The 22,753-nt window shown below is 62.2% G+C and carries 20 protein-coding genes; 10 read left to right on the top strand and 10 right to left on the bottom strand.

Annotated elements, in window-relative coordinates:
- The coding region (locus NW852_RS10820; RefSeq protein ID WP_414426735.1) for a hypothetical protein at window positions 1-799 on the bottom strand (799 nt) is incomplete at its 3' end.
- A gap of 544 nt (window positions 800-1,343) precedes the next feature.
- Here NW852_RS10820 and prmA point away from each other — a divergent pair.
- The 4 genes from prmA to NW852_RS10800 all read left to right on the top strand — a co-directional run bounded on the left by prmA (window position 1,344) and on the right by NW852_RS10800 (window position 5,738).
- Entirely contained in the window at window positions 1,344-2,165 is an 822-nt protein-coding gene (gene prmA, locus NW852_RS10815) for a 50S ribosomal protein L11 methyltransferase (RefSeq protein WP_414370432.1), read from the top strand.
- A complete protein-coding gene (locus tag NW852_RS10810; RefSeq protein WP_414364643.1) occupies window positions 2,138-2,890 on the top strand; it encodes a 16S rRNA (uracil(1498)-N(3))-methyltransferase in 753 nt (250 codons plus the stop codon). The genes prmA and NW852_RS10810 overlap by 28 nt, the downstream gene beginning before the upstream one ends.
- Window positions 2,891-2,986: 96 nt before the next feature.
- On the top strand, window positions 2,987-4,246 hold the full coding sequence (hisS, locus tag NW852_RS10805; RefSeq protein WP_414364641.1) for a histidine--tRNA ligase: 1,260 nt from the start codon (window positions 2,987-2,989) through the stop codon (window positions 4,244-4,246).
- 7 nt (window positions 4,247-4,253) lie between these two features.
- Window positions 4,254-5,738, top strand: coding sequence for a hypothetical protein (locus NW852_RS10800; protein WP_414426734.1), 1,485 nt, complete (start codon window positions 4,254-4,256; stop codon window positions 5,736-5,738).
- 7 nt (window positions 5,739-5,745) lie between these two features.
- Here the strand turns inward: NW852_RS10800 and NW852_RS10795 are convergent, their stop codons facing one another.
- From NW852_RS10795 to NW852_RS10780, 4 genes are all read right to left on the bottom strand, one after another.
- On the bottom strand, window positions 5,746-6,582 hold the full coding sequence (locus NW852_RS10795; protein ID WP_414364638.1) for a universal stress protein: 837 nt from the start codon (window positions 6,580-6,582) through the stop codon (window positions 5,746-5,748).
- A 101-nt stretch (window positions 6,583-6,683) separates the two neighbouring features.
- Window positions 6,684-7,538 carry a hypothetical protein gene (locus NW852_RS10790; RefSeq protein ID WP_414370366.1) on the bottom strand — a complete coding sequence of 285 codons (855 nt, stop codon included), beginning with the start codon at window positions 7,536-7,538 and terminating at the stop codon, window positions 6,684-6,686.
- A gap of 78 nt (window positions 7,539-7,616) precedes the next feature.
- Window positions 7,617-8,732 carry a hypothetical protein gene (locus tag NW852_RS10785; protein ID WP_414426733.1) on the bottom strand — a complete coding sequence of 372 codons (1,116 nt, stop codon included), beginning with the start codon at window positions 8,730-8,732 and terminating at the stop codon, window positions 7,617-7,619.
- Window positions 8,729-10,309, bottom strand: coding sequence for a hypothetical protein (locus NW852_RS10780; RefSeq protein WP_414426732.1), 1,581 nt, complete (start codon window positions 10,307-10,309; stop codon window positions 8,729-8,731). The genes NW852_RS10785 and NW852_RS10780 overlap by 4 nt, the downstream gene beginning before the upstream one ends.
- A gap of 290 nt (window positions 10,310-10,599) precedes the next feature.
- On the opposite strand from NW852_RS10780, the gene NW852_RS10775 reads away from it, so the two are divergent.
- From NW852_RS10775 to NW852_RS10765, 3 genes are all read left to right on the top strand, one after another.
- Entirely contained in the window at window positions 10,600-10,980 is a 381-nt protein-coding gene (locus NW852_RS10775; protein WP_414333931.1) for a cupin domain-containing protein, read from the top strand.
- A gap of 137 nt (window positions 10,981-11,117) precedes the next feature.
- On the top strand, window positions 11,118-13,055 hold the full coding sequence (locus tag NW852_RS10770; RefSeq protein WP_414426731.1) for a cellulose biosynthesis cyclic di-GMP-binding regulatory protein BcsB: 1,938 nt from the start codon (window positions 11,118-11,120) through the stop codon (window positions 13,053-13,055).
- Between the two features lie 61 nt (window positions 13,056-13,116).
- Window positions 13,117-15,411, top strand: a complete 2,295-nt coding sequence (locus NW852_RS10765; RefSeq protein ID WP_414370371.1) for a glycosyltransferase family 2 protein — start codon at window positions 13,117-13,119, stop codon at window positions 15,409-15,411.
- Window positions 15,412-15,491: 80 nt separating this feature from the next.
- Here the strand turns inward: NW852_RS10765 and NW852_RS10760 are convergent, their stop codons facing one another.
- Together NW852_RS10760 and NW852_RS10755 are read right to left on the bottom strand one after the other, a co-directional pair.
- Complete coding sequence (locus tag NW852_RS10760) at window positions 15,492-15,761, bottom strand: hypothetical protein (RefSeq protein WP_414364627.1); 270 nt, start codon at window positions 15,759-15,761, stop codon at window positions 15,492-15,494.
- Window positions 15,762-16,074: 313 nt separating this feature from the next.
- Window positions 16,075-17,802 carry an alkaline phosphatase D family protein gene (locus tag NW852_RS10755; RefSeq protein ID WP_414364625.1) on the bottom strand — a complete coding sequence of 576 codons (1,728 nt, stop codon included), beginning with the start codon at window positions 17,800-17,802 and terminating at the stop codon, window positions 16,075-16,077.
- A gap of 274 nt (window positions 17,803-18,076) precedes the next feature.
- On the opposite strand from NW852_RS10755, the gene clpS reads away from it, so the two are divergent.
- A complete protein-coding gene (gene clpS, locus NW852_RS10750; protein WP_414333897.1) occupies window positions 18,077-18,358 on the top strand; it encodes an ATP-dependent Clp protease adapter ClpS in 282 nt (93 codons plus the stop codon).
- A 15-nt stretch (window positions 18,359-18,373) separates the two neighbouring features.
- Window positions 18,374-19,180 (top strand): lysostaphin resistance A-like protein, encoded by an 807-nt coding sequence (locus tag NW852_RS10745; RefSeq protein WP_414364623.1) that lies wholly within the window; start codon window positions 18,374-18,376, stop codon window positions 19,178-19,180.
- 102 nt (window positions 19,181-19,282) lie between these two features.
- On the opposite strand, the gene NW852_RS10740 is transcribed toward NW852_RS10745, so the two are convergent.
- Together NW852_RS10740 and NW852_RS10735 are read right to left on the bottom strand one after the other, a co-directional pair.
- Complete coding sequence (locus NW852_RS10740) at window positions 19,283-20,749, bottom strand: sodium:solute symporter family protein (protein ID WP_414370373.1); 1,467 nt, start codon at window positions 20,747-20,749, stop codon at window positions 19,283-19,285.
- Window positions 20,742-20,993, bottom strand: a complete 252-nt coding sequence (locus tag NW852_RS10735) for a hypothetical protein (protein ID WP_414364620.1) — start codon at window positions 20,991-20,993, stop codon at window positions 20,742-20,744. The genes NW852_RS10740 and NW852_RS10735 overlap by 8 nt, the downstream gene beginning before the upstream one ends.
- Before the next feature lie 69 nt (window positions 20,994-21,062).
- On the opposite strand from NW852_RS10735, the gene dprA reads away from it, so the two are divergent.
- Entirely contained in the window at window positions 21,063-22,199 is a 1,137-nt protein-coding gene (gene dprA / locus NW852_RS10730) for a DNA-processing protein DprA (protein WP_414364618.1), read from the top strand.
- On the opposite strand, the gene NW852_RS10725 is transcribed toward dprA, so the two are convergent.
- A partial coding sequence (locus NW852_RS10725; protein WP_414426730.1) for an SOS response-associated peptidase occupies window positions 22,138-22,753 on the bottom strand: 616 nt, incomplete at its 5' end. The two genes, dprA and NW852_RS10725, sit on opposite strands and share 62 nt — an antisense overlap.

Raw genomic sequence — 22,753 nt, 5'->3', positions numbered from 1 at the left:
GGATGCTCAACGCCAATTTTTGCCCTAGGAACTCTGGCATGGTTGGAGTTGCATCCGGCCCCAGCAAGTAGAAAATGAAGCGCGCCCGTTTGCGGCGGAGCATCAGATTGAGGTTAACCACAGTCAAATCCTCCTGCGCCAGAGCGGTCATCACCCGGTAAAACACGCCCGGCTGGTTGTCCACATCCACCAACAGCGTGGGCAGATGAAACACTGGGTCAAAATAAAAAGAAACCTGGGTGTCTTTCAAGCCGGCCTTGAGATCAAACTCCAGCGCCAAAGTTTCATGAACGGGAAACACCCCTGCCAAGCACTCGTGAATGGCCCGTTCTAGGTTGAGCTTGGTCTGGGAGGAAAGGCTGTGGCCATCGCGGGAGACGGTGACCCGAATAAAAACCAAGTGGGGTGCGTAGATCTGCCCGTAGAGATGGATGCCGTGTACCGAGAGATTGAATGCCGTGAGCACCCCAAACAGGTCGCTGAGCAGAGAAGGGCGGTTGCGATAGGCCAGACAAACTACTGTCTTGCCGCGCTCGTCCTGCATCTGTACCACGGCCTTGCGGGTTTGGTAGAGGGCATAGGCCAGACGCAAGTTTTGAACCTGAACCTCGCTGCTGACAAACTGGCTGTAGAAAGGCGGAAAGCTCTGGTTGAAGCGCCGCATCAGAGCCGTTCGCGTCAGCGGGACGGAGTGCTTGCGAGGGCTGACTTCGAGCGGCTGGGGATCCTCATGGGCAGCCCTTTCCTCTCTGGCAAGAGGAGCCACCTTCGGCTGCTGCGCTGACTGCTCAGTTGACATCGACTTTGCCGCCTGCATTGCTTCCTCTCTATCGTTGCTCAACACGCCCTGGCGAAACCCCATCTATCCGTAAAATCACTGGGGCTCGAAGCGAGCGTCAACGCTGTACCCAATTCTTGTTCAATACTTTTGGATTTAATCTATCTCATAAGGCTGAGCTGGACATCCAAGGAACCGCTGAGGGCCATCCCCCAATTGGGGGGAGTCCATCCCTGCGTCGCTGCTGAGTCAACAGTGTGCGCCTTCAAATCCCAGACTAACCAGGAACAATGGGGCAGGCTCTTAAAGCCTAAACGATGAATTGAGGGGAAGACTGCAATTACTACAATTTCTGATATAGAGTTCTGTATTAAGTGCTAGCCTGCTGGCGACTTGGATCGCTATTCTGTTAGCCAAAATTTCGGTTTTCCTTAGGTTTGTTGAAGGGATCCCTGTGAGCACGACCGTTGCCAACCTCAGCCCGCTCTCGCCTGCCCAAGGGCCGGATCCCGATGGGGCCTGGTGGGATCTCCACATCGTTGCTTCCCCTGCCCAGGAGGATCAGATCTTTTGGCGGCTGGAGAGCTTTGGTTGTCAGGGTATGGCCAGCCAGGCCTACGGTGAAGATCGAATCAGTATTCATGCCTATTTGCCCTGGTTCCGCGCCACGCTCCTGGATTTGGCTGCTCTGGCGCTGCGCCTGCGGCAAGACGCCCTTGTTGCCGGCCAGCCCCTTCCCAAGCTGCGCTGGGAACGCATAGAGGCAGAGGATTGGAGCAACAGTTGGAAGCAACACTGGCAGCCCGAACCGGTCGGGGACAAGCTGCTCATCTGTCCGGCCTGGCTGGATCCACCCCCCCACCCCGGTCGTCTTCTGGTGCGGCTGGATCCGGGCATGGCCTTTGGCACAGGTACTCATCCGACCACCCAGCTTTGCCTGGAGGCTCTGGAGATGCGCCTTGGGGGGGGTGCTGGGGGAGTCACAGTGGCCGATGTGGGCTGTGGTTCGGGCATTTTGTCGGTGGCGGCAGCTCTCTTAGGAGCCAAGCGGGTTTATGCCGTGGATATTGACCCGCTGGCGGTGCAGGCCACGCTCCAGAACCGGGATCTCAACGGCCTGACGGATCGCATTGTGGTGGCCAAAGGCAGCCTGGAGCATATTCCCGAGATGGTGGATGGGCTGGTGTGCAACATTCTGACGGACGTGATCTTGGATATGATCCCGCAGTTTGGCCTGGTGGTGAAAAAGGGGGGATGGCTGATCCTCAGCGGTATCCTCATCGAGCAGGCCAAGTTGGTGGCGGAGATGTTGGAGGCCAATGAATGGGTGGTGGCAGCCCTCTGGCGACGGGGGGAGTGGTGCTGTCTGAACGCACGCACGACCTGAGTTCCCTGCCCCGCTTGGCTATCGACCCGGCCCAACGGGATCCCGCGGGTGGGCTCCACTTGACCAGCCCGCAGCAGCACTACCTACAGCGGGTGCGCCGCCTCAAGCCGGGGGATCCGTTCTTGGTGTTGGATGGCTCCGGCAAGCTGTGGCTGGCCCATTGGCAGCCGCAGGGATCCCAAATTGCGGGCGAGGTGGAGGCGCTGCCGCGGGAGTTGCCCGTTTACCTGCATCTGGGCTTGGCGGTGGTCAAGGGGCCGGGGTTTGATGAGGTGTTTCGCCAGGTTACCGAGCTGGGGGCAGCGCGCATTACCCCCCTGCTGACGGAGCGCACTGTGGTGGAGCCGGGATCTGGGCGGCAAGAACGCTGGCAAAAAATTGTGCAAGAGGCCGCAGAACAATGTGAGCGGTTGCGCTGGCCCCAGATCGACCCACCCACCCCATGGATCCGTTGGCTAGCCGAGCTCAAAGCCGATTGGTGGGGTATAGCCGTCGCCCGCCGAGAGGCCCCCCCGCTGCTGCAAGTCCTACCGCAACGGAGGGATCCTGTCGTGGCACTGGCCATTGGCCCTGAAGGCGGCTGGACAGAGATGGAGCGCCGCCAGGCGGAAGCCTACGGCGGAGTACCTGTCTCTTTGGGCCCTACGATCCTGCGAGCCACCACGGCGGCTGTGGCCGCCGGCAGCCAAGTTGCGGCCTTCTACGCTCGCTTGAGCCGGGGCTAGCTCTGCCCCTCAGCAGCAGGAACGCTGTTGCCGATATGATGGCATTGACATGAACCCTTGGTTCCCAGGACGGGGCTCTGGGCAAGAGGAACCAACATGGAGAAAATCCAGGCGGTGCGGGGCACCCGCGACATTTTGCCGCAGGAGGTACGGCTTTGGCAGCAGGTGGAGGCCAGCGCCCGCGAGATCTTGGGGCGGGCCAACTACCAAGAGATCCGCACCCCGATTCTGGAGCTGACGGAGCTTTTTGCCCGCAGCATTGGCAGCGCCACCGACGTGGTGGGTAAGGAGATGTACTCCTTTAGCACCCGCGGCGAGCAGGAGGTGAGCTTGCGCCCCGAAAACACCGCCGGCGTGGTGCGGGCCTACATCCAGCACGGGTTGCAGGTGGCAGGCGATGTGCAGCGCTTCTGGTACTGCGGGCCCATGTTTCGCTACGAGCGTCCCCAGGCGGGGCGGCAACGCCAGTTCCATCAGTTGGGGGTGGAGCTGCTGGGCAGCCGGGATCCCCGCGCCGATGCCGAGGTCATCGCCTTGGCCTGGGATCTGCTGCGGGCGGTGGGGGCAGAAAACCTCACCTTGCGGCTCAACTCCCTCGGGGATCCGCAGGATCGGCGGGCCTACCGCCAAGCCCTGGTGGACTACCTCACCCCCTTGAAAGAGCAGCTCGATCCCGACTCGCAAGAGCGCCTCAGCCGCAACCCCTTGCGCATCCTCGACAGCAAGGATCCCCATACCCGTGCCATTGCCGAGAAAGCACCCAAGCTGCCCGATTACCTCAGTGCTGACTCACGCGCCTTCTTCGAGCAAGTGCAAGCCCATCTCAAGGTCCTAGACATCCCCTATGAGCTGGATCCCTACCTGGTGCGCGGCTTGGACTACTACACCCACACCGCCTTTGAGATCATCTCGCCGGAGCTGGGATCCCAGAGCACCGTCTGCGGGGGCGGGCGCTACGATGGCCTGGTGGAAGAGCTGGGCGGGCCGCCGACCCCGGCGGTGGGCTGGGCCATCGGCCTGGAGCGGCTGGTGTTGCTGCTGCAGAAGAAACAAGGGGAGATTCCGCCAACACCGGTCGAGGTTTACGTGATCTCCCGCGGGGCAAAGGCTGAGGCCCAATCCCTCCAGATCGCCCAAGCCCTACGCCAAGCCGGCTTCTGCACCGAGCTGGATCTCAGCGGCAGCGCCTTCAGCAAGCAGTTCAAGCGGGCCAGCCGCAGCGGTGCGACCTGGGCTGTTACGCTGGGGGACGCAGAAGCTGCAGCCGGGGAGGTGCAGCTCAAGCACTTGCCCACGGGGCAGCAGCAAACCCTCTTGCAAGCTGACTTGGTGCAGTATTTGGCGTCCCAGAGGTGATGGAGTGATGTTGAGTTTTTGGGTGCGGCGCAACGGCCGAGAAGACTGGCAGCCGGTATCAGCCGAGGGAGCCATTCTGGAAGAGGACACCTACACCATCGTCGCCCGTTCCCCCCAGCCCCACTTCACCATCACAGTGGAAGTCCGCCAGCGCCCTCTGCCGACCGAAAATAGCGGATCCCCGGCAGGAGCAAACTCCAAGACAACCACCTCGCTCCTGCAAACCCGTTCGGTGCGCACCAACGAGGAGGGGATCGGCATCATCCTGCCGGCCACCCACCTCGCCCCTGGTTTTTGGGAGTTCCACTGCCGCGATGCCGATTTGATTGCCGAGCTGTTTGGTGAGACAGAGCTGAACAACTGCCTGCGTCTCCAGGTTGTGCCCGGCTCGGCTCAGCCGGAACCCGCAGCACCTTTGGCGGCCCAGCCAACGGGGCCCGAACCCTCTGCCCAGACCAAAGCGGCTGCCATCCCGCCAGAGCTGTTTTCCCTGATGCACAGCGAGTTGGAGGGATCCCCCGATGAGGTGCTGGTGTTGACGGGGCGGATTGGCTGCAGTGGCGAGCTGCGGGTACGAGTTTGGCAAGAAGGTGAAGGGGAACAGAGCCCGGTTTTCGAGGGGCAACGGCTGATTCAATTTCCGGCTGAAGCCCGGACAGCGGTGTTCAGCATTCCCATCACCCTGCCGAGCTATACCTGGAGCCGTCCGTTGCGGGGGGAACTGCGCCTTACTCCGTCCTCCTGGCCGGATCCAGAGCCGCTGCGGATCTCCTTTTCCGTTCGCTGTCGCGGCCAGGGGGAAGTCCTCCCCCCCTCCTCCGGGATCCCTGCGGGTCAGCAGCGGCAAGAAGAAACGCCAGCCGCAGCCGACAGTTCTTCCCCGACCTCACCTTTGCTCTCCCCCGAACGCACCCTGCAGAAGTTGTTGCGCATCTGGCAGCGCAGCACCCCTGCGGGAAAAGAGGATGCTGGAGGAGCTCCCAGCCCGCTTCAGCCAGAAGAGCTCCCAGCCTCCCCTGCCCCCCTAGCAGACACCGCACCCGAACCTGCCGCCCAACCGGAGCCACCTCGCGAGGAGGCGGCCTCGCCGCCACCGCTGGCCGCCGCCAGTCCGGGAACCTCGCCTCTTTCCCCCCAGGTGCCGGCAGCTTGCCCGGTACCGCAACTGGTGGTGCCCGAGCAATTGCGGGCAGGTGACAATTTCGACGTAGTGCTGCGTTTGCCGGCCTCGGTCAATTCTGCCAGTGGCTCGACCTCTCAGCCTCCTTTGTGGATTAAGTTTTGGGTCAAGCACGGCCGCACCCGCTCGCTGGTGGATGGCCCCCGTTGGTTGCTGGACTTCTCCCGCGATGACCAGGGACGGTGGCAAGCCCTCACCCGCATGACCATTCCCCCCGGCGTTCCTGAACTCATCTTCGAGGCTTGGGCCGTCAGTCCGGATCGCCAGCAGCAAAGCGACCGCGTGACGGAGCGCCGTTCTATCTTGCCTTAGGGATCCCTCAGTCTTGGGCCGAGCGCACCATCAGCACAGGGCAGCCGATGTGCACCCGCACATAGTCGGAGATGGAGCGCCCCAGCAGCCGATCCAGGTCAGGGATGCTGCGGGCAATACTGGGCCGGCGATCCGGGGATCCCATCACCAACAGGTCGGCCTTGCTCTCTTCCGCCAAGCGGACGATCTCGGTGCCCGGATCCCCGACCGCCGTAAACACCTGGTGGCCGATTTGGCGGCTTTTGAGGGTGGCAATGGCTTTGTCTATAACCTCGTCCCGGCCTTGGGCGTCGGCATCCAGTTGTACCGAGGCCAGAAAAATCTGGGCTCCCGGGATACCGGCAACCAGATCCAGGGCTGTGGCAAAGGCAGCCTGGGCGGCAGGGGAGTTGTTGAGGGCCACCATGACATGGCTGGGGTATTTGACGTAGGCGTCGTCTTTAACCAGCAGCATGGGGCAGGAGGCGAGCTGGAAGACGTATTGGCTGACCGAGTTCTGCAAAATGGCCATGATGCGGTTGCGCCCGCGGGATCCCATCACGATGAGGGGATTGGGCAGGGACTCGGCCACCTGCAGTACCACCACCTTGGGATCCCCTTCCACCAGTTGGGTACTGATCTTTAGCCCAGGCCGCGGGGGAAAGGTCTGCAGCGTCTGGGCCAACAGCTCCTGTCCCTTTTGCCAAGCAGCGCGCATGTCCTCAGCAGAGGTCTGGGAAGGCACCGCATGCAGCAGGGTTACGTGGCACTGGGCAAAGGCCGGCAAAGATAGCAGCGTGTGCACCATTTGCTCGGTGGGGCCGCTGCCGTCGATGGCGGCAACGATGTTTTCAAAGCGAGGCATGGGATCCGTTCTCCAGGCCAAGGTTTGCCAAGTCTCATCCTAGATCTGCCTCTGCCGATCCCTGCTGCCGCGGTAGATACCCCGCAACATTTTGTTGAGTTTTAGTAACTTAGCCACACATAGCCGGTGAAGCCGCCGCCGGCATTGGTGTTGCGGCCTGTTAAAAACTGAAACCCCCCTAGCCCCAGGGTCAGCCCCCCCTCTAGGCGCCAGTTGAGCTGGCCGGAAAGCTTGAGGTTGTTGTAGTCGGGATCCTGCACCGCCAGATCCCCAAAAAGGAGCGGGGCGCTGTTGCCAAGGGTGAAGTCGCCATCCAAAGCCACAATGGCCTGCACCTCAGGGCTGAGATCTGCTCCAAAGGTCAAGTTGGTCTTGAGACGGTTGCCGGGGTAGCCCAGGTAGTCCCGAAAGGTCAGACAGGAGTCGAAAAAGGCGGGCAGGGATCCCAGCTTGCCCGAAGCGGCCAGGCCGGCGCTGAGGTCGTAGCCGAAAACCCCATAGCCCAAGGGCAGGGGGGTGTTCTGGGTGGCATATCCCGGCGGGATCAGGGCCGTCAATTGAGCCGAGAAAAAGGGATCCCCCTCTCCCCAGGTGTGGCGCAGGCCCAGCTCCAGATCCCGCAGGCCCTGGTTGCGCTGGGTAACGGTCTCAGCCCCGCTGGCAAAGCGATTTTCCAGGAAAACGTAGCTGGTGTTGAGGTTGAGGGTGAGGCGATCGCTGAGGCCGGTTTCGCCAAACAGGTTGAGGCGGGTCTCGCCATACTCGGAAAGGGCCTGCTGCAGACGTCCCCCCTGGTCAAAGCGGGTGCGGGGTTGGTACACCTCGGGCTGGAGCGAGAAAAACGTTTTCCCTGCCCCGCGAGGGAAGCCGCAGCCGGCCCAGACCGGTAGCTCCCACCCCCCCAAGACAAGGCCCAGGCCCAGCAGCCAGCTTCTTGCAATTGCCAAAGGCTTCATCTAGGGATCCCTCTCGACGGCGCCGCCAAGGGGGATTGTACCTACAGAGCTCCGTTTTGGGCCTTCGTCTCCATCCACCTACACCCTCTGGGCAATAGCCGGCAAACCTACGCGGGCCCGGAATTGCCGGGCTGCCGTCAGCGCCCCATAGGGATCCCCCTTGTAGAGGCCGTAGTGCATCAGGGACAGGCGCCGCAATCCCAGTTGCGACACCTCCTGCAGCCACTCGGGCCGGCTCATGATCTCAAAATCCACTTGGACAGTGTCGGCCCGGCCACCGTTGGGGTGCTTGTCCTTAATCGAGGGCTCGTAGTGGGCCAGCATCAGGTTGCGGTGGATGGGGGCAAAGAGACGGCAGCAGAGGCGGATCTGCTCGGGGTTACCCGGATCCGGGCCGTTGAGCTCCGGGTTAAACTCCCCCGGCCGCCGCTGGCGCATCGACTGGAAGGCGATCCCGTCCATTTGGCTCATCGTCTCGGCAAAAGGCTCCACCATGCTGCGCCCTGCCCCGCGGCGGCGATCGTCAAAGGTGGCAATCCAGCCGCCCCAGCAGAGGGCCACCTCGGCCTCGGGCAGCCGCTCCTTGATGGCCTGGCGGGCTCTTAAGACGTTGCGCATGAGAGCCTGGTAGTAGGGGGCAGTGTCGGCGTTGTAGGTATCGGCGGGGATGCGCCAGTAGGAAAACTCAGTGGCCAGGCTCCAGTAGGTGGGTCGGCCTTGGGGGTTGGCTTGGGCAATATACCCGGCCAGCTCGGCTACGTCCTGGATAAACTGCGGCGAGAGGTGGTAGTCGCCGCAGGGGCGAGTGGTGTCGTCTTCCCAGGTGATGATGTGCAGGCTGTAGCCCCGCTCCAACCACTGCCGCAAAAGGCCCGCCTGGTGCCAGTTGCGCCAGAAGGAGAGATCCCCCTGGCGGTGGTCAAAGCTGTTGAGCCAGCCGCTTAAGAAATGGGGATCCCAGTCCCGCGCCACCGCTGCCACCTGCGGATCCGACTCGATTTCCCAGAGGAAGCGACCGGGATCCTCGCCAGTGCCCACTTCCCAGCGGGCCAAGAGCTCTGACAAGTTCAGGTTTCCAGTGGCAACGTTCTCGGAGCCCTGACCACAGCCGGCAACTCCAACCCCATAGGAAGCCAGCAGCGCTCCGCCTATCCGCAGCACCTGTCGCCGCGGCCATTGCCGTTTCCAGGTCATCTCGTCTCCTCCTCAAGCTCTGCCTGGCGGGCCCACAGCCGCACCTGCGGGGAGCTGTAGACCTCCCTAAAGCCCGGCAGCCCCTCAAAGGTAAGCTCAGGCCAAAATTGCAGGATGCGGTCGGCGCTCCGCAAGGGATCCGCCGGCCCCGCCACCAGCAAGTAGTCCACCCGCTCCTGGGGGTGTTGCAGGGCCAAGGCAAACTCGTACTGGTGGGGGGTAAGGAACAAGCGGGGATCCCCCGCCCAAAAGATAGCCTCAAAGTGGATGTCGTCGTCCACCAACACCTTCTCGCCGGGCAAGAGGTGGCGGCGGAGATATTGCCCTACCTGGCGCTTTGCCTGCCGCTGCCGGCGCCAGCCTTCTAGAGCTTGCCCGCCAGAGGTGACTTCATACAGATCTTGGGCCGCTCCCAACTCACGGCTAAGGGGCGCCACCCCTGCCACCAGCCGCTCCCAGAGATCCCGCTCCTCAACCACCAGGGGCGCCAAAAATCGTGGCTCTTGGCTTAGCCCATAGCCAGCGGTAAGGCAGTTCAGCCCCAAAAGGGCGGTGATCAACAGGCGCTTGGCCCAGCCGGGGCCGGCTCCGCGGACTAAGTAGGCCCCCATCAGCAACGGCAGCGGCACCCAGACGAGACCAAAGCGGCTCAGCTCCGGCAAAAACAGCCCCTGGCCCAGGGAAGCCAGCAGAACCACCAACGGCATCCCCCAGATCAAGGCCCCGACCCAGCGGCCCAGCAGGGATCCCATCCCCAACAGGAGATAGGCAGGGGCCAGCACCGCCAGCCACTTCCCCAGCTCCACCAGCCCTTGCCAGCCGCCGGCCTGCTGCAGGTCTTCCCGCAACTGCGGCAGGCGCAGGCCGCTGCCCACCTGGTAAGTAAAAGCCCAGGGATCCCCCACCGCCAACCAGTTGACATACAGCCAGCTCAAGATCAGGGCCAGGCTGATAAACCCCGCCACCAGCAGCGAGACCCAGCGAAACCCCCAAGATTCGCGGCGAAAAGCCACCAGCAGCAGTCCTGCCAGCCAGGGCAACAGCCAGCCGCTCTCCCAGCGCAGCACCATCAGCGGCCCTAAGGCCAGCCCAATGAGCAGCAGCCGCAGGGTAATCGGCAGCTCGTCCTTCTCCGCTGCTTGTTTCTCGTTGGCCAGAGGGAACAACAAGGCCATGTTCACCCCCAGCAAAAGCGAGGTGGCCGTCCAAACGGGGCTGCGCAGCAGCATCAGGAGCAAAGCCGGCTGCAGCAGCAGCAACAGGCCCCACAGCCAGCGCCACCCCAGGCCGACAGGCAAACGGCGCAACTGTTGCCCCATCCAGTCCAACACCAGGGATCCCAAAATGGCCTGCAACACCAGCGGCGAGCGCCCCAAAATGGCCGTGGCCAGCACCAGCGAAGGGGGAAAGGTGGTGCCGACAATGGGCAGGCGCGGATCCGGCCCCAGGACGGCTACGGATCCCTTGTAGCCAAGGAACTGCATCTCTAGGCTCACCCAGCCCCAGCCTTCCTTCAGCCCCCACAAGAGGCCAGCCAGGAGCAGCAAGGGGATCCCTACCGGCGCAACGAGCCTCAAGATAGCTTTAAGCCGGTTTACAAACATCCATGCCCTATGAACGAGTTTCGCTAAACTTGACGGCCTAGGGCATTGGAACACCCTAGTTAATCCTAAAAGCAAGTTTTGCAAAAACTATTAGGAATGCAAGGGAGCTTTAGTATTCCCCTTCTCGAGACTTTTTTTCTACGAGTTTTGGCGTATTGGATTCAGCAAGATGGTCGATGAAAAGTTGCCGCGCTGCAGGTGAGGATGTGAGAGCCCCTGAAGTGGAACAAGGTGTGACCTCAATGCTACAGTCTGTGCGAGACATGGACAACGCGGCAATTCCGGCACTGGAGCTTTTGCCCTCCCAGGCTCAGACCCGCCCCTGGGGAGCCTTCTGGATCTTGGATGAAGGCCCAATGTACAAAATCAAGCGCATCGAGGTCAAGCCCGGCCATCGCCTTAGCCTGCAGATGCACTACCACCGCAGCGAGCACTGGATTGTGGTTCGGGGCACGGCGCGCGTTACCCGGGGCGAGGAGGTGGTGCTGCTTAACTCCAACGAGTCCACCTACATTCCCCCCTGCACCAAGCACCGTCTGGAAAACCCCGGCACCATCCCCTTGGTGATCATCGAGGTGCAGAACGGGGAATACTTGGGGGAGGACGACATCGTGCGCTTTGAGGACGACTACGCCCGCGCCTAGGAGAGTTCCCGAGGAAGGGGGTTTTCTTGTGGCTAGTTCATCACTATTGCGCCATATACTCCTAGAAGTTTGGCGACTGCCCCCGCCGCAGGTGTAGGCTTTTTCTGTCGTCGGAGCAGGGGCTAGGGATCCCGCAGATGGCTAGGGTAAGGCGAGGGTGGGGGCTGTTGGTGGCTGGCTTGCTCTGCTGCGTGCCAACAGAGGCAGTGCGGGCGGAGCCCCTTGCTTTCCAGAGGCTGGGCTACGAGCGTTCCGTGCTGCTGCAGGGATCCAACCCGCGCCTGGATGTCACCGTCCCTGCGCCCATCAACGGCATCGACCCAGAAGCCAGTTTTGTGCAGTTGCGCCTAGAACCTTCGCCGGTGCTCAAGCCCACTTCTACTGTGCGGGTGCTGATTAACGAGGAGCTGGCGGGGATCTTTCTGGTGCAAGATCTGCGCCAGGAGCCGGTGGTGCGGGTGCCCATCCCTAACCTGCCGCCGGGTGAGCGCTTTATCACGGTGTCGGTGCAGCCGTTTTTGAGCATTAGCGACGACATCTGTGCCGACCTCAACACCGGCAACCTGCTGCTGAGGGTAGGGCGGGACAGTTTTTTTGAGCTGGTGCCCCGCGTGCCCGATGCCACAGTGGCCGGCTTTCTGCGCCTGATGTACCCCCAGCTCACGCTGGTGGTGCCCGCCAACCCTTCTCCCGAAGTGGCGGAAGCAGCGCTGGGCCTGTACAGCTTGCTGGCCCACCTCTTCCCTCAGACCCCCATCCTCTGGAGCAACCGTCCAGGGGAAGGGCCTCAAGTGATTCTGGAGCCGGCCAACTTTACCCCCCACCTTCAGCATCAAGTAACTCCAGAGGGATCGCGGCTGCGGGTGGCCGCCCGCCGCGAGGCCATTCTTGCCCTCTATGAAGAGTGGAAGCGGGCGGGGCTGGTGAGCCGCGGCATCCGGGTGGCGGCGGTGGCGGACTGGGAGCGGGCTCTCAAGGCCAACCGCCTCAGCTTGCGGGAGTTGGGGATCGTGGATCCCCTGCTGCGGGGCTTTGGCAGCCAGTCTTTGGTTTTCAACTTCAACCTGGCGCAGTTGGGGGGGCGCCCGCGGGATCTGGCGGCCCAACTGGATGTGATCATGAACCCGGTGGATGGTCGGGCCGGGGATCGCCTGACGGGCTATGTGTTCTTCAACGGCGTTCTGCTGCGCACCTACAACCTCACCGGTCGCAGCCAGCTCAACGAGACCGTGACCCTGCCCACCCGCCTGCTGCGCCGCTTCAACCAACTGGAGCTGCGCTTTGACTACGGGGCCAGCCCCGGCAATTGCCAGGGATCCCTGACGCCGCTGACGGTTCAGGTGCGCTCGGATAGCTCCGGCTTTCTCTGGAGCGGCTACCAAGCCCCCAACGGCGAGCTGCAGGAGATCCCGGCGGTGCTGCAGGGATCCGGACGGGTTTGGCTGGGGGATCCCGCCTTGCTGCCGGCTGCCGCCTACCTGGTGGGGGCCTTGAGCCGGCTGGCCGCCCGACCGCTCCTGCCCACCCTTCAGTTTCTGCCCCAGGAAAAGACCCAGTTGGAAACAGGCGACTTCGCCTGGCAGATCCTTGTCGCCGCTCCGGAGCAGGTGGAGCTCCCTTACAGCCCCATCCGGCTGGGATCCCAGTTCGAGATCCTCAACCCCTTGAACCAGCAGGTGGCCCTGGCCGCCCAACCCCAGGAAAACCTCGGCCTCTTGCAGTACTTTTTGCTCCAAGGCAGGCCTACCCTTTGGCTGTCCTGGTGGGGATCTGATCCGGCCTTGGCAGAACGCCTCAGCCGCGGCCTTGCCGATCCACGCACCCGCCTGGCCAACCAACTGCAGGGAAATGTGCTCACCGCCTACGCCGCCACCCCCGCCCTCACCCAGGTGCAGAGCTGGGATCTCACCCCCCAAGGCTACCGGGTGCGCTACCCAGGCCGCTTCAGTTGGCAGCTTTTGGTGTGGCAGTACCGCTATTGGCTGGTGCTGCTGCTGGCTATTCTGCTGGCAGCGGGAGCCTGGAATGTCTATCGCCGCTTGGCTCGCCGCCCCGAGTCCCCCATCCCTTCCTAGGGGGGGCTAGGCATGGGCTTGCGGTTGAGCCAGACTTGAGCCAAACCGCGGGTCTTAGGCCATGCTCCAGTCCCTTAAGTCCTCGCTTTTGCGCGCGGGCTATCTCACCCGCCAGCAACTGGCGGCAGCGGAGGAGTACCGCGAAGAGGTGGGCTGCTCCTTGCCCAGGGCTTTTTGGAGCTTGCGGGTCATGCATCCTGGCAAGTTTGCCGACCTGTGTCGCCAGATTTTGGATCGGCCCAAGCTGCGGGACTGGCTGCTCAAGCAGCCTCTAGATCTAGAGCTGCCTTGGCTAGTGGAACCCAGCGATCTCCTGCCGGTGCGCTTTTTGCCCTGTGGCTGGCTCAACCCGCAAACCGTTGTGGTGGCCACGGAAGAGCCCGGCTATCCCGGCGTCTGGCAGGCGGTGAAACGCCTTTGCCCAGAGGCCGAAAAGCTGTGGGAGATCCCGGCCACCGAAAAGCAGATCTTGACAGTTATCCTCGAGCGCAAGCTGGCTGCTGAGCTGCTGGGCAGCCGCCTCACCCTGGAGCAGTGGCAGCAGGCTCTGGAGATCCGCCGCCGCACCGGATCCAGCCTGGGGCAGGTGCTGACCCGGCTGAGCTACCTCTCCACCCGCGAGTATCTCAGCATTCTGGCCCACTTGCTGGGCTACCCCTCCGTCTCGGAGCTAATCGGAACAGGGCTGCTCTACCGGGACGAGGTCCTAAGCCGCCAGTTCGATCCGGAATTGATGATGCACCACCTCTTCTACCCCCTAAGCTGGAGCGACGAGAATACCCTCACGGTGATGGTCAACGACCCCCTGGACTGGGCGGTGGACGAGCTGCTCTACAGTTGGCGGCCAGGGTTGCGGATAGAAAAGGTGCTGGGCACCGAGCAGGATATCACCCAGCTCCTCAGCCAAGATCAGGGATCCCGCTTTAGCCAAGAGGCGGTGTACAAGCTGCTGGCCCGCCTGCCGGAGGAATCGGCCTCGCGGGTGTTTACCCCCTCGCAAATTGCCGTCGGCTATGGCCTGCTGCTGCTGCTGCTGTGGAGTTTGGCCAGCGCTCCCTGGACAACTCTGACGATCTTGGTGCTTTTGATTAACCTCTTCTACATAGCCTCGATTCTCTTCAAACTGCTGCTCAGCTTGGTGGGATCCGCCGATCGCTTCCACCAGATTACCGACGAAGAAGTGGCCGCCCTCGATGACCGCAGCTTGCCCATCTACACCATCCTGGTGCCGGTCTACAAAGAGCCGGAGGTGATGCCGATTCTCATCAACTCCCTCTCCAAGCTGGACTACCCCCACGAGCGCTTGGACGTGCTGATCCTGTTGGAAGAAAACGACCAGGCCACCATCGAGGCCGCCCGCGCCGCCAAGCCGCCCCGCTACGTGCGCCTGTTGATCGTGCCGGATAGCAAGCCCAAGACCAAGCCCAAAGCCTGCAACTACGGCCTGGCCTTTGCCCGCGGCGAATACCTCACCATCTACGACGCCGAAGACATCCCCGATCCGGATCAACTGAAAAAAGCCATCATTGCCTTCAAAAAAGGGGATCCCAGCTTGGTCTGCGTCCAGGCAGCCCTCAACTATTTCAACCGCAACGAGAACTTTCTTACCCGCATGTTTACCCTGGAGTATTCCTATTGGTTTGATTACCTGCTGCCGGGCCTGGAAACCTTGAAAATGCCCATTCCCCTGGGGGGCACCAGCAACCACTTCCGCACCGACCGCCTGCGGGAATTGCAGGGATGGGATCCCTTTAACGTCACCGAAGATGCCGATCTAGGCATTCGCGCCAGCCAGCACGGCTACACGGTGGGGGTGATCAACTCCACCACCTACGAAGAGGCCAACTGCGCCCTTAAAAACTGGATCCGGCAGCGCTCCCGCTGGATCAAAGGCTATATGCAGACCTGGCTGGTGCACAACCGCAACCCGCTGCGCTCTTTGCGCAAGCTGGGCCTCAAGAACTGGCTGGCCTACCAATTTTTTATCGGCGGCAGCTTCTTCACCTTCCTCACCAGCCCCATCATGTGGCTGCTGTTTATTTACTGGCTGCTCACCCGCGCCCATTGGCTGCAAAACATTTTTCCCAGTTGGCTAATTTACTTGGGCTTGTTTAACCTCTTGGTGGGCAATGCCATTGGGATCTACTTGAACTTGGTGGCCGTTTTTCGGCGGGGCTACTACGACTTGGCCTTCTATGCTCTTCTCAACCCCATTTACTGGCAACTGCACTCCATGGCAGCCTACATGGCCCTGTGGCAGCTTTTTACCAAGCCCTTCTACTGGGAAAAAACTATCCACGGCCTAAGCAAATTCACTCACGCCAAAGTGCAGGAAGCCAGCCACAAACCCGCCTAGGCAGCCCCCTTCATCCCTACAGCAGGCGGTACCTCCTTCCCCTCTTCCAACAGGGAGAGGGGCTAGGGGTGAGGGAAGCGCTAGAAGCCGTAGTCAGAATCAACGACGACAGCACAGCCGCGTGGGTGGCGGCAGCCGGCCATGATCACCTGGACGGCGAAGCTGCCCTCATAGGGAGCCTGGACGATGGGGAAATCGTCCAAGAGCGTATCTTCGGCTACCCACCGACCGTTGCGATCGTAAAGCACCAGATCCACGTCGTGGCAGTCGAGGTCGCACTCGGCCCAGATGTTCTCGCCTGGGTAGAAATAACCATTAACCCAGGTCGATTGCCCGTTCAGTAACCACAAGCTCCTTTGGGCCCACGCTTCACCACCACCCAGGATTGCAGCCGCGCCGATCATGCCCGCTGCCAGCCAACCCCGCAGAGCAACCATCGGATTTTCCTCCTTCCATGAAGTTTTCTTTGCCGCAACAGGGATCCCTGCTCTACCTACACGCTAGCATTAACGTTTTCGCTCCCTGGCTGATTGCGATCACAGCCGGCATCTTCCTTACAAGTTGCAAAAAAGAGTTACAAAAAGGGATCCCAACTTGCGCAGGGATCCCTGAATTTCGATCAGAATAGAATTGGGAAAACCTGCCCAAAGCCCTTGATTGTTCTCACTGGGGCAGCACCAGTTCTCCGCGGCGCCCCAGGGGATCGGTGAGGACGCCGCCGGTGGGGCCCTTGATCTGAAGGGTGCAGCGGCTGCCGGAGACTTCAATGAGGGTGTAGTTGGGCACCGCCAGCTCCAAAAAGCGCAGGTTGCCGGTTGTGACGCCAGGGATCCCGCTCACTTCTGGATTGGCAGGGTTCACAGGGGCGAGAAAGCCATTCACAATCCGGTAGTAGAGGCGGCTGGCGTTGGGGATCCCCAGTTGGCTGCCCAACTCGTCAATGCTCAAGGCGGTCACGCTGCGTCCGGTGGGGCCAGTCCACACCTCCCAGATGGGGTTGCTGCTGCCGGGGTTGACCTGGCCGATAAAGCCGGCGTGGTTGTTGCCGGTTAGGAACACCACGTTGCGGATGTTGTTGCGCTCAATAAAGTCGATCACCTCCTGCCGCTCCAGCCAGTAGCCCTCCCAGACGTCGTTGGAGCGGAAATAGGTCACCGTGATGGGAAACTCGCTGACGATGAACTTGTAGGTGGCGGTGGAGCTGCGCAGGCCGTTGAACAACCACTGCTTTTGGGGTTCTCCCAAAAGAATGCGCGGCGTGCGGCGCAGCAGGTTAAACAGCGCCTCTTCCGATCCCGGCGGGCCGAAGAACAGGGTCTCCTGCTGGGGCGTGAGGCGGAGGCCGGCCAGCTCCAAAAAGCGCTGCCGGGTCAAGCCAGGGGGCAAAATGGGCAGGATCGGGGTCACAGCAGCCAAGTCGCGGTACTGGCGCAGGTCGAGGATAAAGACTTCGGCGTTGGCACCGTAGCGGAAGCTGCGAAACACCCGATCCCGGCTATCTACCCCCGGTACATCCGTCAAGGTGGGGGTGATGGGGTTGTACTCAAAAAAGGCCTGGTAGCCCAGCACCCTAAAATCTTCCACGTCGCGGGTTTGCCCGGTGGTGTCGTTGAGCTGGACAGCGCGGCCGCCGCGGGCCTTCTGGCCGCTGTAGTTGTCGATCACCTCGTGGTCATCCCAGTTAACGACAAAGGAGGTGCGGCTGAACAACTGCGGGAACTCTGGTCCGGCATATTTGGGATCCCGCTGATCCCGATAGAGGCTGCGGTAAAACTCCAGCGTCGGTACCGGATCCAGCCCCAGCCAGAAGCGATCCGCATAAACGGTGTCGCCGTTGAAGGCGATGAAATCAATATCGCCGCGGTTAACCTCGGCCAACAGGGCCGCCCCAATGGGGAAAGGAGGCTCATTGGCGCAGCTAATGTGCAAGAAGCGGATGGGCCGCCCATCGCCCGGAGCCGGCAGGGTGCGGAACTGGCCCACAGGGCTGGTAAACCCCTCACTGACAAAGCGGTAGAAATAGCGCTGCGCCGGCCTCAGGCCGGTAACAACGGCGCGGGCAATGTAGTCGCCCGGCTCGGTGCGGTAGTTGCGACCGGCCACGCGGCGGGCAGTCAGCGCAACCTGCTGCAGAATGGGGTTGAACTCGGCATTTTCCGCCACCTGCAGCGTCACAGGCACCGTATCCACGCTGCTGGCCGGCACCACCCGCGTGGAAAGCACCGCCCCCTCAGAGGTGGGATCCCCGGCAAACACCCCCTGGGGAAATCCTGGCTCTCCCAGCGGCGGGATAGAAGAACTGGAGGTGCCCCCACAGGCGGCCAGGGCGGCTGCCCCACCGCCAAACATCAGCAACTGCAGGAAAAAGCGACGGGAACGCAGGGAACTCATACAGCTAACCTCAGCGACGCCGGCAAATGTAAAGGGATCCGCAACAATGGCCAATTGCCCCTAGTCAAGCACTTCTGCGCCCAAACTGAGGTTGTGGGCCGGTGAAAACTGGGTTAGCTTCTGTTTAAGAACGCCAGACCTGAGGCTTGGGTTCTCCGCGGCCTTTTCATAGCCCTTCCTGCGAAGGCTAAAATTCCATTAAGGTTTTTTGCTTTTTGGCTTTGTTTTCGGTTTTGCGTTCTAGAACCTCTTGTTGACCCAAGGAGGGATCGTCGTGGCTACGGAGACTCTGGTTAAGCCTTCTGTAACCCCGAAGCATATGCCCATGTACCGGGTGTTGCTGCACAACGACGATGTCAACACCATGGAGTACGTGGTGCAGGTGCTGGTGAAGGTCATTCCATCGATGATGCCGCCGCAAGCCACCGAGATCATGTTGGAAGCCCACAACAACGGCGTTGCTGTGGTCATCGTGGTGCCGCGGGAGCACGCGGAGTTTTACTGCGAGCAGCTGCGCCAGCACGGCCTCACCAGCTCGATCGAGCCGGAACGCTAGTTAGGAGCGGTTTGGGTGGGCCTGCCGACTGCTGAGCTGATTGGCAAACTCAAGGCCTTTCCCTTGCCGCTGCGGCTGTTGCTGTTTTTGGGGATCCCCCTTTTGGCCTGGCTACCGTGGGTCGGCCTGGGGGGATTTTTCTTTGGCCGAGAGTACCTCTGGCTGCCGCTGTATGTCCTCCTGCTCCTTTGGCTGGGGCTGTGGGGATCCGGGTTTGCCGCCTATGGCCTGGACAAGAGTTGGGCCTGCCGAGCTGGGATCCTCTGGGGTCTAGGGATGGGTGTGGGCGGGCTTTTTCTGCTCTTTGGCTTGGAGGGAGCCCTGGGCTGGCTGAGCTGGCGGCCGGTGGAAGGGGGATCCCTGCTGGGCTATGGCTTGCTGGGGCTAGGGGTGGGCCTGGCGGTGGCCCTGGCAGAAGAGCTGTTGTTCCGCGGCTGGCTGCTGCAGGAGATGGCCTTGGACTACGGCTGGACAAGCGCTCTGTGGGGATCCAGCCTTCTCTTTGCTTTGGCCCACTTTTTGAAGCCGCCAGCAGAGATCCTCGCCACCTGGCCCCAGTTTCCGGGGCTGTGGCTGATGGGCCTGCTGCTGGCCCAGGCAAAGGTGTGGAACCAAAACAAGCTAGGACTCAGCCTGGGGCTGCACGCCGGCTGGGTGTGGGGCATCACCTGGGTCAACAACTTGGCTTGGATCGAGTACACCGGCAGGGCGCCAGAGTGGCTCACCGGCATCGGCGGCAACCCCCTAGCCGGGCTGATGGGCCTGCTCTTCCTGGGCGGCACCTTCCTTGTTCTCAAGAGGTTGGCCACCGACAGAAGCTGAACAACGCCGAAGCATCTCCCCTCTCCCTCAGGGAGAGGGGCCGGGGGTGAGGGTCATCCCTCAGGGAGAGGGGCCGGGGGTGAGGGATCTGTCTCAATCCAGTTATTTCGAGATCTCCTCCCCCCAAGGGCCGCTCTCATAGTAGGCGGCCAGCCTCTCCTGGTCGGGCTGAGTGAGCAAGCTCACCCCCACCAGCACCGCCGTGCCGACAACCACCGCCGGGATCACCGGCAGCCAGCCCCCCGTCCAGGCTTGGGGCAACAGGCCCGCCAGCCAGCCCAAGGTGAGACCGCTGGAAACCAAAGCTCCGGCTACGGCCCCGGCGCGGGTAGCCCGCTTCCAGTACAGGCCGGCAATCAAGAGGGGAAAGAGCATGGCGTTGCCCTGAAAGCTCCAGGTGGCAATCTGGGTAATGAGCCCCGGTGGCCTGACGGCAATGGCAAAGGAGACCAACCCAATCCCCAACACCACCCAGCGGCCCAACAGCTCCTCCTGGTGCGGAGAAAGCTGGCGCTTGAGCAAGGTAACCACCAGATCCCGGGTAACCAGGGAGCTGGCAGTTAGCAGTTGCGAGTCCGCCGTAGACATCAAAGCCGCCAGCGCCGCTGTAATCACCACTGCCGCCACGCCGCTGGGCAGGGTCTGCAACATCAGCGGCATGATCTGATCCGGCTGCTGCAGGTCAGGAAAAGCCAGCCGACCCCAGACGCCAATGAGGGCTGCTGGGAAGAACACCAGTAGAATCAGCAGCGGCCAGACCACCATCAGGGTCTGAAAGGGACGGGCACTTTTGGCCATGTAGAAGCGCTGAAAAAATTGGGGAAAAAGGGGCGTGGCCATCAAAAACAGCAGTTGGTTGCCAAGCAGGGTCTGCCAGCTCCAGCGCCCCTGGGGGCCGGGCAAGCTCAGCCAGGGATCCAACTGGCTGCCGGCCTCTTGGCCCCAACTCAAGGCCACGGCCACAAAGGCCACTCCCATCCCCACAACCAAGATGATCCCCTGCACCACGTCCGTCCAGACCACGGCCTGGGAGCCGCCGAAGAGGACATAGCCCAGGATGACCAGCGCCACCCCCACCGCCAGGGGCCAGTAGGGGATCCCTTCCCCCAAAACGGCGGCCAGGGTGCGCGCCCCGCCGATGATCTGGATGCTGATGTAGGGGGCGGTAAACGTCAGGGCGCTTAGGCAATAGAGCAGGGCCAGGAGAGGGCTGTTGAAGCGGTGGCCAAAGAACTCTGAGGGGGTGATGAACCCAAAGTGGCGGGCCGCCAGCCACACCCGGTAGCCCACCCCAAAAAACAGCCCTGAGATCAGCGCCGTGGTGACCCCCACGGCCAAAAAAATCCCCAGGCCGTGGGTGTAGGCATCCGCCGGCACCCCGAGGAAGGTAAAGGCGCTGAGCAGCGTCGCCAGCGTGGTCAAGGTCAAGGCCAGGGATCCCAGCCCCCGCCCTGCCAGGAAATAGCTGACCGGATCCTGGCCGCTGCGGCGGTAGCTCCACCAACCAATGGCCGCCAGCAGCAGCAAGTACACCCCCACCACACCCAAACTCAAAACCGTGTCACTCATCTCCAGCCCTGGGCCAGCAAGTTCGCACAAAGTAGAAGTTCAGGGGCACCAACAGCAGCACCGCCAACCCTGCTCCCCAGTACCAAGCCGGGATCCCCAATAGCTGCGGCTGGGCCGAGCGGGATCCCACCCAGGTCAACAGCCACAGCAGCGGATAGATCCCCCACACCCAAGCCTGGCGTCCTTGTCCAAACCGCAATGGCCTTGTCGCCTGAGAACCACTGGCAGGATCCAATCCTGCCATTTGCCTATCTCCTGCTTTTTTGCTGACCATTACTTAGGGTACTACAGCCACTGTTGAGGGAAGCTGAACTTGTCTTTCTCCATTTCCGATCCTGCCGGCAAAAGGGAAGCTGGGGGCGAACGAGAGCGGCCCTACTGGCTGGCTTGGGCGCGGATTAGAGGGATCGGCCCCCATCGCCTCAAGCGGCTGGCGGAGTTCTTTGGATCCTTGGAACGGGCCTGGCAGGCGGATGTTCCGGCCCTGCTGCAGGTAGAGGGCATTGGCCCCACCCTGGCAGAAACGATTGTCTCTGCCCGTCCTGGCCTCGACCCTGGGGAGATCCTGGAGCAAACCCAGAAGCCCGGGATCCCCTTCCTAACCCCTGCGGATCCCGGCTATCCGCCCTTGTTGTGGGAGCTGCCGGATCCACCGCCCCTTCTCTACGTCTTAGGCGAGTGCCCCGACTGGCAGCAGCCGGCCATCGCTATTGTCGGCACCCGCGCCCCCACCCCCTACGGTCAGCAGTGGACCCAGAAAGTCAGCGCCGCCCTGGCGGAAGCTGGCTGCGTGGTGGTGTCGGGACTGGCCACCGGGATCGACGGCATTGCCCACCAAGCCTGCCTGGAGGCGGGCGGCAAGACGGTGGCCGTGGTGGGAACTGGGGTGGATCAGGTTTACCCCGCCCACCATCGCGCTCTCTACCGGCGCATCCTGGAACAAGGGGCCGTCCTCAGCGAATATCCCCCCGGCACGCCGCCGGCCAAGGAGCACTTTCCCCAGCGCAACCGCATTATCGCCGGCCTCTGCCGCGCCACCCTGGTGATGGAGGCCCCAGAGCGCTCAGGGGCGCTGATTACCGCCCACCTAGCCAACCAATACGGGCGGGAGGTGTATGCCCTGCCGGGGAATATCGACACGGCAGCGGCCCGCGGCTGTCTGCACCTCATCCGCAGTGGTGCAGCGATGATCCTGGGGATCGAGGAGCTGCTCCAAGAGCTGGGCTTAGTTCAGGGATCCCCTCTCCCAGACCAACCCTTGTCCGCCGGCCCCAGGGATCCGCAGCAGCAGCTTCTCTGGCAGCTCCTAGGCAACGACATCCTCAGCCTCGATGCCCTGGCTCAGGCCACCCAGATGGACATTGCCACCCTCTCCAGCACCCTGCTGCTTATGGAACTGGAGGGCTGGCTGGTGCAACTGCCGGGGATGCGCTACCAGCGGGCTCGCTGAGGTTGGATCCCTGCACCGCTTCTCCGATGGGAGCCCGGCATGTGGGATCCTCGTGGCGAGGGTTGTTGACATGGGTGCTGACGGGGTAGGCGGCCATGGCCTCTGCCGGGTAGGGGCGAAGCAAGGGCAGGAGCCGCGCCGGATCCCGCACCTGCGGATCCAGCCAGAGGTCGTAATCGTCTTCTAGCAAAATGGCCGGCATCCGCTCGTGGAAAAGCCCCATTAGCCGATTGGCTGGCGTGTTGAGGATGGCGCAAGTTTCTCTCTCCACCCCTTGTGGGCTGCGCCAGCGCTCCCAAATGCCGGCAAAGGCAAACACCGGTCGATCCAGCAGGTAAAACCAGTAGGGCTGTCGCTTGGCCGTGCCCTGGTCGGCCCACTCGTAGAAGCCATCTGCCGGGATCAGGCAGCGGCGGCGGCAAAAGGCCTGGCGGAAAGAGGGTTTCTCGGCCACGGTCTCGGCGCGGGCATTGATCCACCCGGCCTTGGGAGTGCGGCTCCAACTGGGGATCAAGCCCCAGCGGAACTGAGTGGCCTGGCGCTGAAGGGATCCC

It is taken from the genome of Synechococcus sp. H60.1 (assembly GCF_047462335.1).
Classification (GTDB): domain Bacteria; phylum Cyanobacteriota; class Cyanobacteriia; order Thermostichales; family Thermostichaceae; genus Thermostichus.
The sequence above is the reverse complement of the archived record's forward strand: the minus strand, read 5'-3'. Positions and strand labels throughout refer to the sequence as shown.

Coding starts and splice junctions, on each gene's coding strand:
- NW852_RS10735 (WP_414364620.1), bottom strand. CDS start 20,993: ATGGCAGGATTGGATCCTGCCAGTGGTTCTCAGGCGACAAGGCCATTG.
- NW852_RS10770 (WP_414426731.1), top strand. CDS start 11,118: ATGGCTAGGGTAAGGCGAGGGTGGGGGCTGTTGGTGGCTGGCTTGCTC.
- NW852_RS10800 (WP_414426734.1), top strand. CDS start 4,254: ATGTTGAGTTTTTGGGTGCGGCGCAACGGCCGAGAAGACTGGCAGCCG.
- NW852_RS10795 (WP_414364638.1), bottom strand. CDS start 6,582: ATGCCTCGCTTTGAAAACATCGTTGCCGCCATCGACGGCAGCGGCCCC.
- NW852_RS10765 (WP_414370371.1), top strand. CDS start 13,117: ATGCTCCAGTCCCTTAAGTCCTCGCTTTTGCGCGCGGGCTATCTCACC.
- NW852_RS10740 (WP_414370373.1), bottom strand. CDS start 20,749: ATGAGTGACACGGTTTTGAGTTTGGGTGTGGTGGGGGTGTACTTGCTG.
- hisS (WP_414364641.1), top strand. CDS start 2,987: ATGGAGAAAATCCAGGCGGTGCGGGGCACCCGCGACATTTTGCCGCAG.
- NW852_RS10785 (WP_414426733.1), bottom strand. CDS start 8,732: ATGACCTGGAAACGGCAATGGCCGCGGCGACAGGTGCTGCGGATAGGC.
- NW852_RS10790 (WP_414370366.1), bottom strand. CDS start 7,538: ATGAAGCCTTTGGCAATTGCAAGAAGCTGGCTGCTGGGCCTGGGCCTT.
- NW852_RS10775 (WP_414333931.1), top strand. CDS start 10,600: ATGGACAACGCGGCAATTCCGGCACTGGAGCTTTTGCCCTCCCAGGCT.
- NW852_RS10755 (WP_414364625.1), bottom strand. CDS start 17,802: ATGAGTTCCCTGCGTTCCCGTCGCTTTTTCCTGCAGTTGCTGATGTTT.